Source organism: Flavobacterium sp., assembly GCF_043720215.1.
Lineage (GTDB): Bacteria > Bacteroidota > Bacteroidia > Flavobacteriales > Flavobacteriaceae > Flavobacterium.
This window is the reverse complement of record NZ_JAYSSZ010000158.1, coordinates 1-10,560: the sequence shown is the minus strand read 5'-3', so window position 1 is coordinate 10,560 and position 10,560 is coordinate 1. Positions and strand designations below refer to the sequence as shown.

Here is a 10,560-nt window from a genome sequence, read left to right as displayed (position 1 = left end):
ATTTTTAACTGAATTAAATGGCACTTGGACAGAATTATCTGATGCTGTAACACTAATAACAAACAAAAACTAAAAGCTATGAACAAGACAGTAAATATGAATTTAGGAGGTTTTTTCTTTCATATAGATGAAGATGCCTATCAAAAACTGAATCGCTATTTTGATGCTATAAAAAAGTCTCTTTCTAGCGATGGTCGTGATGAAATCATGAATGATATTGAAAGTAGAATCTCTGAGCTATTTTCAGAAAAATTGACTAGCGAAAAACAAGTTATAGGTCTAAAAGATGTAGACGATGTTATTGCAGTTATGGGACAACCAGAAGACTATAAAATAGAAAACGATGAACCAAAAGAAACCAATTATAGTTATACAACAACTACAACAGGTTCTAAAAAACTATACCGTGATAGAGAAAACGGAATTATAGGTGGTGTTGCCTCTGGTTTAGGCCACTATTTTGGAATAGATCAAGTTTGGATAAGAATTGTATTGGTTTTACTAGTTTTTGCAGGTTTTGGAACTGGAATAATTGCTTATATCGTATTATGGGCTGTAACTCCTGAAGCTACAACAACTTCAGAAAAGCTAGAAATGCGTGGCGAACCAATAAATATTTCGAATATCGAAAAAAAGGTAAAAGAGGAATTTGAAAATGTGTCCGAAAAGTTTAAAAATGCTGATTACGGAAAAATGGGAAACCAAGTTAGATCTGGAGCCGAAAAAATAGGAAGTTCTCTTGGTGATGTTATTCTAGCTATTCTGAAAGTTTTTGCAAAATTCATTGGCGCAATAATTGTTGTAGTTGCATCTGCTACATTAATTTCATTAATAATTAGTTTATTTACAGTCGGTTCAACTTCATTTCTTCATGTGCCTTGGTTAGATTATTTTAATACTTTCAATTATACGAATACTTCGATGTGGTTTGTTAGTTTGTTATTCTTTTTAGCGATTGGGATTCCGTTTTTCTTCTTACTTATTTTAGGTTTAAAAATATTAGTTACTAACTTAAAATCTATCGGAAATGTTGCAAAATACACATTATTAGCCATCTGGATTTTAGCCGTTGGAGTGTTAATAACTATTGGAGTACGTCAAGCTACCGAAGTGGCTTTTGATAATAAAGTGGTAACCAAACAACAAATAAACATTAATCCGAATGACACTCTTTATATAAAATTTAGATTTAATGATTATTATACGAAAGATATAAACGACAGAGAAGATTTTAAATTTGTACAAGATTCTGCAAACCAAGACTTATTATATTCTAATAATGTAAGGTTAGAAATCATGCCTACTGACGAGAAAAGTGCTTATATTCAAATAGAGAAAAGTGCTAACGGAAAATCTTTTAACGAAGCAAAAGGACGTGCTGAAAAAATAACTTACAACATAAAAGTTACTGGAAATCAGTTAGTTTTAGATAATTATTTCCTTACTGATGTAAAAAATAAGTACCGAGGACAAGAAGTAAAATTATTTTTATATTTACCTAAAGGAACGTACCTAAAACCAGATACTTCATTAAGATATTATGACGAAACTGATGGTGATTATTTTACTTGGAATCCAGATTCGAATACGGATGTATATAAAGTTGAAGATAACAAAGTAAAATGCATTAACTGTCCCGCTAATGAGAATGAAGATTCAGATTATGACAATGAAGATGACATTAACATTCAAACACCAAATGTCACTATAAACGAAGATGGAATTACTATCAAAAATGACACTGTTATTTCGAACTCAAGAGATTTTAAAGAACTAAAAATAAACAAAGACGGAATAATAATTAAAACTGAATAATTATGATAAAGTTAATGATTCATTTAGTACGAATAGTAATTGCAACATGTGTAGCATTATTATTTAATTCTTGCAAATACGAAATTGATTTAGGCGAAAAAATCACAGGTAGCGGAAATGTAGTTACAAAAGAAAGAAATCTAGCTCCATTTACAAAAATCGAAGTAAGTCAAGCGCTAGATTGTGAAGTAACACAAGGAAATGATCAAAAAGTTGTTGTAGAAGCTGATGACAATTTACAAGACGGCATAATTACGACAGTTAGTAATGGAACTTTAAAAATAGCATCAAAATACAACAATTATAACAATGTGAAATCTAAAAAAATCAGAGTTCAAATGCCTATAATTGAAGGTTTAGAATCTACAAGTGCCGCTTATTTAGTAACTAAAAATGTAATAAAAGGTAATACTATTTATCTAAAATCTAGTAGTGCAAGTAAACTAGTTGCAACTATTGAAGCCGACAAAGTTTTATTAGAATCTTCAAGCGGAAGTGATTTAAACGTTGAAGGAAAAGCACTAGAAGTCTCAACAGCATCTTCTAGCGGGAGTAGTATTGACGCTGATGATTTATTAGCCAATGATATTACTTCTCAAAGCACGAGTGGAAGTACAACAAGTGTACATCCTATTCTGAAACTAAAAGCCCATGCTTCAAGCGGTAGCTCAATACAATATTCTAAAACTCCAAAAAGTTTATCTATCGAAGAAAATTCTGGTGGAAGCGTTGACAAAGAATAAAAAAATATTAAATTTATCAAAATCATTCGTCATGGGCGAATGATTTTTTTATATTTGTGACAAACATATTCGAAAATGAAAAAAATTAGCCTACTTATTTTTACAATCTTGTTTACTACAATCACTTTTGCCCAAAAAAAGGAAAAAGTAAAAGGATTAAAAATTGTAACTGTCGAAAAACACGAAGTTGCAGCTTTTACAGAACTTGAAGTGGAAGATAATCTTGAAGTTTTTTTAGTAAAAGGTGATAAAAATGCGATCGAAATAGAAACTGACGAAAATTTGCATGTAGCTATAAATCATCAAACCTATGGTAATTCGCTACGACTAAATACAAATAAGGAAATTTCAAGTTTCAAAAAACTAGAAATTAGAGTTATTTATACAGACAGTTTAAAGCTAATATCTGTAAAACATGAAGCAAAACTAAATGCAGTTTCTGAAATGGAATTGAAAAATATCACAATAAAAGCGTATGATTATTCCAAAACATTTATCAATGCAAATTCTCCAAATTTTACCTTATTAGCAAACGATAAATCGAAGGTAGAATTGAATCTAAAAAGCGAAGATGCCTTTGTTGAAATGAGCAAAACTTCTATAATAAAAGCACGAATTACTTCAAATAAATTAAAATTTGATATGTATCAAAAATCAAATGCAGTTATTGACGGAGAAGTTTCTGAAATGAAACTTCGTTTAGATAATAACGCCACTTATGAAGGTCAAAAAATGATTTCAAAAATGCTAAACCTAACAACCGAAGGCGATACAAATTGTATTGTAAACACGAATGGAAGTTTAGCTATAAGTGCATCTGGCAAATCGGAAATTTCAATATATGGTGATCCAAAAATTGATTTAAAGAAATTTGCAGATAGTGCAACTTTGTACAAAAAAGTGGTAAAATAATCTTCTTAAAAAAATATAAAAAAAGTCCCGATTTGTACAAATCGGGACTTTTTTTATAGATTCAAATATACTGCACATTTCCTAAGTTCTGGTTTCTCCTTCGTGAAATTGAAAAACCAATCTACAAGTTCTTCAAGTTCATATGGAAGAAGCGTTTTTAGAGCTTTTTCAAGCTCTTTACAAAACAAAACAGGATCAAAACTAACTCTCTCAAGAATTGATTTTGTGTAATTAACCATTAATTTTGACATAATAAATAATTTAAAATTGTGGTATTAGTAACACTCGAATATATAAAAATAAAACGTAAAAAATCACAATAAAGTATTAAATTTTTTTAAAACCTATCATCATTTCCCTTTTTCCTGGTGGTCCAGCCACTTTTTTAACATTAAATCCAACTTCTTGCATCGATCGTTTTACAACTCCACGAGCTGCATAAGTTACTAGAATTCCATCATCTTTAAGAGATTCAAACATATTTCTGAAAATTTCTGTGCTCCACAATTCTGGTTGTACTCTATAGCCAAAAGCATCAAAATAAATTAAATCGAAAGTTTTTTTGTCTTGAATATCTTGAAAAAATTGTTTTCTTTTAGTTAATGAAAAATTAGAGTTAAAAACATGCTTTTCTTCCCAGATGCATTCATGCATCTTTTTGTACTCCAATTCAAATTTTTTCGCTTTTAATTCATCTAAATAATTCATCTCTAGCGCTTCAGCAACAGCAACTGGATAAGCTTCCACACCAGTATAATCTATAGTTAGATTATTCTTTTGGGCTTCTAACAAAGTGATAAAAGCATTCAAACCAGTTCCAAAACCAATTTCTAAAATAGAAACTATCTTTTCTTCAATTAATGAAAGTCCATTTTTAATAAAAACATGATATGCTTCTTGAATTGCGCCATGTTTAGAGTGATAAGATTCGTCCCAATCTGGCAAATGAATGGTTGTAGAACCATCGAGAGTTTTTATGATTTCTCTTTTCAAAACTACTTAATATATAGTTTTTTAATCCTGACAATTGGTCCACCACATTTTACTTCATGGCATTTTACACAAGCATCTATGCTAGCATTAAAATGTTGTTTAGCGTTTTTGGGATCTTTATAAATTTCTTCTTGCGATTGTATAAATTCTGTAGCGTGTTTCTTAAAAAAATTATCGTTTTCTTGCTTATCCGTCATTACAGAACTGTGAATTTTTAGAAAATGATTAGGAAACTTCCCTATCGTATCTCCTTTTATAATTCGCCGTTTCAATCGTTCGTTATCTACATACATTTGTTCCATAAGTAACGCCATTTCTGACATTTCGTACATATCAAACTTTTTTTCTGATGAAGGCTTTTCACAATTTTCTTGCTTTTTGTTACAAGAAAACATGAGTATTGAAGCTAAAAATACTACTAAATATTTTTTCATTATTTTTTGATTAAAACACCATCAGCCATAAATGAATAAGTAGTTTTTGGCGCTACAATACTATCAATCGATGCTTGAGATTTTCCTTCATCTTTAGCATAATGTTTTAATTCATCTACAGATTCTATACTTACATAAGCTTTACCATTTACAACAGTTTCAGAATTGTCAGCATTTTTAGGAACAAAAAAAGCATAATCTTTAAACTTTACAAAAGCTTCTTTATCATTACCCAAATCTAGAGTCATCCAGCATCCTTTTTTCTTGCAAACAGAATTAATTTTTGATTTGAATTTTACATTTACAGTATCACCTTCTTTTAGTGTTTCGTATTTTTTTATCATTTCTTCACTAGAAATAACTTTTTCGTCAGTGATTTTTGCTCCAAAAGAAGAAAATTCAGCTTTAGTAGTTTCTGCAGTTTTATTTTTATCATTACAACTAATCAGTGCAGTTATAATTGCAACAGAAAGAATTATTTTTTTCATTTATTTTAAATTTAAATTTTACAACACAAATCTAATAAGAAAATTAGAACTTCATTGAATATTATTATTAAAACTAATTAGATATTTAATTTAAATTATTCTTGTATTTTTTGCTACCTAAAAAAACCCTAATTACTCTACCGGTACTTAACTAAATAGTTAAATTTTACTTAATTTCTTTAAGCCATTATAAGTTTCCATTACTTTAGTATAAAATTAATAAAAAATGAAAATAACAACCACTTTACTCCTATTTATTGGATTTAGCTTCACAACATTTGCTCAAGAAAATCTAAGTTATCAAAAACCATCAAAAGAAATTCTTGATTTAGCAGATTACCAACGAGCACCATCAGTTCTTATGGATACCAAAAAAGAATGGATGCTTCTCACCTATAGAAATACCTATAAAACTCTCGATGATTTAAACCAAGAAGAAATGCGTTTGGGTGGTTTACGTATAAATCCCACAACCAATATTTCGAGTACAGTAACCTATATTAACAACTTAAAAGTTCGAAAAATAAAAGACAAAACTGAAATTCAAGTTTCGGGTTTGCCGCAAAACCCTAAATTAACCAATCTTTCTTGGTCTCCAGACGAAACTAAAGTTGCTTTCTCACACACAACAACAACTGGAGTAGAATTATGGTTACTCGATGTTGAAAATGCAAAAGCTACAAAACTAACAGATGCTACTGTAAATGCAAATCTTGGAAATCCTTTTAGTTGGTTTCGAGATGGCCAAGCTATTTTGGTTAAAATTCTACTCAAAAATAGAGTTGCACTTGTAGATATAAAAAAAGATTTACCAAAAGGCCCAATTGTTTCTACTAGCGAAGGAAAAGTTTCTTCGAACCGTACATTTCAAGATTTACTAAAAAACAAAACAGACGAAACAAATTTCGAAAACTTAGTTACTTCCGAATTGTATAAAATAACCCTATCAGGAAATGCTACTTTATATAAAGCTGCCGATATGTTTACTGGTGAAAATTTTTCGCCCGATGGTAATTACCTTATGATAACTACTATCCAAAAACCATTTTCATATATTGTCCCTCTAAGCCGTTTTCCTCAAAAAACGGTCGTGTATAATTTAGCTGGAATTGCAATAAAAACAGTAAACGAAGTACCTCTAACAGAAATTATGCCTAAAGGTTTTTCATCTGTTCGCAAAGGGAAACGTGGCATGAATTGGCGTTCAGATAAACCTGCCACACTTTATTATATTGAAGCACTAGACGAAGGTGATCAAGCTAAAAAGATTGATTTTAGAGATGAAATTTCTTTATGGGAAGCTCCGTTTACATCCAATCCAACTTCGTTACTAAAAACGCCACAACGATTTGCAGCAATAGTTTGGGGAAATGACAAAACAGCCATGGTATACGACGACTGGTATGACACTAGAAACACCAAAACTTATTTGATAAATCCATCAAATCCAAGTGAAGCACCAAAAGTTATTTCAGATAGAAACTCGCAAGATATTTACTCAGATCCAGGAAATTTTGAAACAATAAAAAACCAATACGGTCGTCAAGTTTTGGCAATAGAAAACGACAATGCTTTCTTGCTAGGAGATGGTTTTACAAAAAATGGCCAGTTCCCGTTTATTGATGAATTCAACATCAAAACATTAAAATCAAAAAGACTGTACCAATCGACATCAACAGACAAAAAAGAGGATTTATTATCTATTGAAGATTTCAAAAAAGGAGAAGTTTTGGTAATGATGCAATCTAAAAATGATTACCCAAATTATCATTTTAGAAACATAAAAAGCAAAGGAAAATTAACCCCTATTACAACTTTTGCAAATCCGTTTATAAGCATCAAAAACGTGTATAAAGAAGTTATCAAATACAAAAGAAAAGATGGTGTTGAATTGTCTGGAACTTTATATTTACCAGCAAATTATGACAGAAATAGTAAAAAAGAAAAATTACCATTGCTAATATGGGCTTATCCAGCTGAGTTTAAGGACAAAAATTCGGCAGGACAAAACGATAAAAACCCTAACGAGTTTACATTCCCAAATTATGGTTCGTTCGTGTATTGGGTTACAAAAGGATATGCCGTTCTTGACGATGCTGCTTTTCCAATTATCGGAGAAGGCAAGACAGAACCGAACGACACTTTTATCACACAATTGGTCTCTAATGCCGAAGCAGCTATTGATGCGGTAGATAATTTAGGATTCATAAATCGTAAAAAAGTAGCTGTGGGCGGACATTCTTATGGTGCTTTTATGACCGCAAATTTACTTACACATTCTAACTTATTTGCTTGTGGAATTGCTCGAAGTGGTGCTTATAATAGAACCTTAACTCCTTTTGGATTTCAGAGCGAACAACGTAATTATTGGGAAAATCCTGAAGTTTATAACAATATGTCTCCGTTCATGAATGCCGAAAAAATGAAAACTCCTTTATTACTTGTGCATGGGGAAGCTGATAATAATCCGGGAACTTTTACACTACAAACAGAACGTTATTTTCAGGCTTTGAAAGGTCTTGGTGCTCCAACAAGAATGCTTATATTACCTAAAGAATCTCATGGATATGCTGCCAAAGAAAATATCATGCACTTACTTTGGGAACAAGATCAGTTTTTAGAAAAATATTTGAAAAATTAAATTTGAAGCATATAAAACCCTGAAAAATATATTTTTCAGGGTTTTATTTTTTTAGTCAAAATTTATAGTAATTTTTTAATCTCTAAATCAAAACCTAATTATTCGTTTATTTTAAAATTAACCACAAAAACCATTTCAGATAATTCATTGTTATTTTTTAGTTCCTGTTAGCTTTTCTGATATTTTTCTTAAAACAAATCCGAGTTGATTAATTTGTTTAGTCAAGTAATCTTCTTTTCCCATTTTATTGTATAGTCAATTTTACTTCTTCATTAAAAACTAAGCTAGAATCGTGCTGAAAGAAAATTACTTTTCTATCAAAAACAGCTTTAATTAAATAATGATTCCCTTTAAAATAAGATTGTTTTACCAAAACTCTTAGCAGACCATCTTCAGAAACTTTCAACTGATGTGGATATATTAAAACTGTTTCATCTTCACCTTCTACAAAAGTAAGCTGTGATAATTTGAATTCGTTTACTTCTCCGTAAAGCGAAGCTACATATTTAGTAGTTGGATTGATATAAATATCATGAGAATTTCCTTTTTCAATAATTTTCCCGTCGTGCAAAATGATGGTCTCATCAGAAAAAGACAAAGCATCGGTACTATCATGAGTGGCAACCAAACAAGTAATATTTTTCTCTTTTAGGTACGAAAATAGGTTTCTGCGCAAAGCATTTTTTCTAAAATTGTCTATATGACTAAACGGTTCGTCTAACAATAATACTTCCGGCTCGAGAGCTAAAACTCTAGCAATAGCGACACGTTGTTGCTGTCCTCCACTAAGAAACTTTGCTTTTACATGAGCAAATTCTGCCATTTCGACAATTTCCAGCAATTCCTGAATCCGATTATTCTTTTGTTCTATATTTATATTAGATAAATACTTCCCTACGTTTTCGGCAACGGTTATATAAGGCATCAAATCGAAATCTTGTGCCAAATATTTCATACAATCCATGCCTGGAATTAAGTTGAATTTTGGTCCTAAAACTTCCATTTTATTCCAAAAAATCTGACCTTTACCTAAATCATATAAGCCATAAATCAGTTTTAAAAGTGTGCTTTTACCACAACCGCTTTCTCCCAAAATAGCAATGTTTTGACCTTGAGTTATAGTAAAATCAATATTATGAATAATTATTTTATCTGTATAACCAAATGAAATGTTTTGAGCTTGAAGCATAGTTAATTTTAAAAATACAAACTTACGTTTTTCACAAAAAAAGAACACGATTCTATGGGGAAAATCGTGTTCTAATAAACAAAAAAACAAACTAATTTTTACATATATTTTTTATATTCTTGCGTATTTACTCTGGCTTTCAAATCGTGTAACAAATTATATAATCCGAAAAATGTTCTATTAATATAAAGAAAATGTTTAGAACCTCTATTTCCATTCATTTTTCTTAACTGAGTATCTTTTGTAAATTCTTCACCCATTGTAGCGATAGCTCCAAAGAATTTTTCGTCAGAAAAATCGAAATAATCACCATGAAATGGTTTAGTAAACAAACTTAATAATCGATAAAAAACATCTGTAAAATAAGCAATTTCTTTTTCGGAATCATCTGAACGAAGTATTTCTAATTCATATAATTTTTGATTAAAAATTACCGGATTATTAATAATTTCTGGTGTTGCCAATTCGAAATAAGGGATATAAAATTCATTAGGAACTGCTTTTATACAACCAAAATCGATAGCAATTAAATTAGAATCCTCATCTATAAGAAAATTTCCTGGATGCGGATCGGCATGAACCCGTTTCAAATTATGCATTTGAAACATATAAAAATTCCACATCGTTTGTCCTAATTTATCTCCTTTTTCTCTATTAGTATTGTGGGCAGCGAACTCCGAAAGATGTTCACCTTCAATCCAATCCATAGTTAAGATTTTCTCCGATGATAAATCTGCATAATATTTTGGAAACTTTAAGTTCTCAATATTTTTGCAAGCGTGAGACATTTCTTCGCTTTGTTTTAGCTCTAAAATATAATCAGTTTCTTCTAAAAGTTTGCTTTCAACTTCTTGAAAATATTTTTCTGAATCTTTGCCTTTAAGATTAAACATTCTTGTTGCAATTGGTTTTACAAGTGCTAAATCTGAGCTTATACTATCAGCTACTCCTGGATATTGGATTTTTATAGCTAGATTCTTTCCGTTTTTTGTTGCTTTGTGTACTTGACCAATACTTGCTGCATTTACAGAATCGGGTGAAAAAGTATCGTATATTTCTTCGGGAAATTTTCCTAAATATTTTTTAAATGTTTTACGAACTAGTGGTGCTGATAATGCAGGAACAGAAAATTGTGACAGCGAAAATTTATCTACATATGCTTGTGGCATGATACTTTTGTCCATACTGAGCATTTGAGCTACTTTAAGCGCACTTCCTTTCAAGTTTTTTAGTCCATCATAAATATCTTCGGCATTATTTTCATTAAGTTTTTCTTTGGTTAATGACGGATTAACTATTTTTTCGCTGTAATAGGATATATAATTTCCACCTACTTTTACTCCTG

General features: G+C 30.5%; 10 protein-coding genes. 4 read left to right on the top strand and 6 right to left on the bottom strand.

Annotated features, from left to right (window positions below; all coding sequences use genetic code 11):
• Nucleotides 1–78: 78 nt before the first annotated feature.
• The 3 genes from ACHZC3_RS07495 (at nt 79) to ACHZC3_RS07485 (ending at nt 3,470) form a co-directional block, all read left to right on the top strand.
• Nucleotides 79–1,815, top strand: a complete 1,737-nt coding sequence (locus ACHZC3_RS07495; RefSeq protein WP_394759244.1) for a PspC domain-containing protein — start codon at nt 79–81, stop codon at nt 1,813–1,815.
• Nucleotides 1,816–1,817: 2 nt separating this feature from the next.
• Nucleotides 1,818–2,558 carry a head GIN domain-containing protein gene (locus ACHZC3_RS07490; RefSeq protein WP_394759243.1) on the top strand — a complete coding sequence of 247 codons (741 nt, stop codon included), beginning with the start codon at nt 1,818–1,820 and terminating at the stop codon, nt 2,556–2,558.
• Between the two features lie 75 nt (nt 2,559–2,633).
• Nucleotides 2,634–3,470 (top strand): GIN domain-containing protein, encoded by an 837-nt coding sequence (locus ACHZC3_RS07485; protein WP_394759242.1) that lies wholly within the window; start codon nt 2,634–2,636, stop codon nt 3,468–3,470.
• 53 nt (nt 3,471–3,523) lie between these two features.
• Here the strand turns inward: ACHZC3_RS07485 and ACHZC3_RS07480 are convergent, their stop codons facing one another.
• The 4 genes from ACHZC3_RS07480 to ACHZC3_RS07465 form a co-directional block, all read right to left on the bottom strand.
• Entirely contained in the window at nt 3,524–3,721 is a 198-nt protein-coding gene (locus ACHZC3_RS07480; RefSeq protein WP_394759241.1) for a hypothetical protein, read from the bottom strand.
• Between the two features lie 76 nt (nt 3,722–3,797).
• Nucleotides 3,798–4,463 (bottom strand): tRNA (5-methylaminomethyl-2-thiouridine)(34)-methyltransferase MnmD, encoded by a 666-nt coding sequence (gene mnmD / locus ACHZC3_RS07475; RefSeq protein ID WP_394759240.1) that lies wholly within the window; start codon nt 4,461–4,463, stop codon nt 3,798–3,800.
• A 2-nt stretch (nt 4,464–4,465) separates the two neighbouring features.
• Nucleotides 4,466–4,897 (bottom strand): hypothetical protein, encoded by a 432-nt coding sequence (locus ACHZC3_RS07470; protein WP_394759239.1) that lies wholly within the window; start codon nt 4,895–4,897, stop codon nt 4,466–4,468.
• Nucleotides 4,897–5,385, bottom strand: a complete 489-nt coding sequence (locus tag ACHZC3_RS07465; RefSeq protein WP_394759238.1) for a DUF4920 domain-containing protein — start codon at nt 5,383–5,385, stop codon at nt 4,897–4,899. Before ACHZC3_RS07465 ends, ACHZC3_RS07470 begins: the two co-directional genes overlap by 1 nt.
• Nucleotides 5,386–5,611: 226 nt before the next feature.
• Between ACHZC3_RS07465 and ACHZC3_RS07460 the strand changes: the two genes are divergently transcribed.
• Nucleotides 5,612–8,026 (top strand): prolyl oligopeptidase family serine peptidase, encoded by a 2,415-nt coding sequence (locus ACHZC3_RS07460; protein WP_394759237.1) that lies wholly within the window; start codon nt 5,612–5,614, stop codon nt 8,024–8,026.
• Between the two features lie 244 nt (nt 8,027–8,270).
• On the opposite strand, the gene ACHZC3_RS07455 is transcribed toward ACHZC3_RS07460, so the two are convergent.
• The gene (locus tag ACHZC3_RS07455) at nt 8,271–9,215 is read right to left on the bottom strand and encodes an ABC transporter ATP-binding protein (protein ID WP_394759236.1); all 945 of its coding nucleotides are present in this window, start codon (nt 9,213–9,215) and stop codon (nt 8,271–8,273) included.
• 98 nt (nt 9,216–9,313) lie between these two features.
• Nucleotides 9,314–10,560, bottom strand: a 1,247-nt coding sequence (locus ACHZC3_RS07450) for an ABC1 kinase family protein (protein ID WP_394759235.1), incomplete at its 5' end; no start/stop codon positions are given.

Bases quoted from the DNA above. Each gene is read 5' to 3' on its own strand.
- ACHZC3_RS07495 (WP_394759244.1), top strand. From the start codon at position 79: ATGAACAAGACAGTAAATATGAATTTAGGAGGTTTTTTCTTTCATATA.
- ACHZC3_RS07490 (WP_394759243.1), top strand. From the start codon at position 1,818: ATGATAAAGTTAATGATTCATTTAGTACGAATAGTAATTGCAACATGT.
- ACHZC3_RS07485 (WP_394759242.1), top strand. From the start codon at position 2,634: ATGAAAAAAATTAGCCTACTTATTTTTACAATCTTGTTTACTACAATC.
- ACHZC3_RS07480 (WP_394759241.1), bottom strand. From the start codon at position 3,721: ATGTCAAAATTAATGGTTAATTACACAAAATCAATTCTTGAGAGAGTT.
- ACHZC3_RS07470 (WP_394759239.1), bottom strand. From the start codon at position 4,897: ATGAAAAAATATTTAGTAGTATTTTTAGCTTCAATACTCATGTTTTCT.
- ACHZC3_RS07465 (WP_394759238.1), bottom strand. From the start codon at position 5,385: ATGAAAAAAATAATTCTTTCTGTTGCAATTATAACTGCACTGATTAGT.
- ACHZC3_RS07460 (WP_394759237.1), top strand. From the start codon at position 5,612: ATGAAAATAACAACCACTTTACTCCTATTTATTGGATTTAGCTTCACA.
- ACHZC3_RS07455 (WP_394759236.1), bottom strand. From the start codon at position 9,215: ATGCTTCAAGCTCAAAACATTTCATTTGGTTATACAGATAAAATAATT.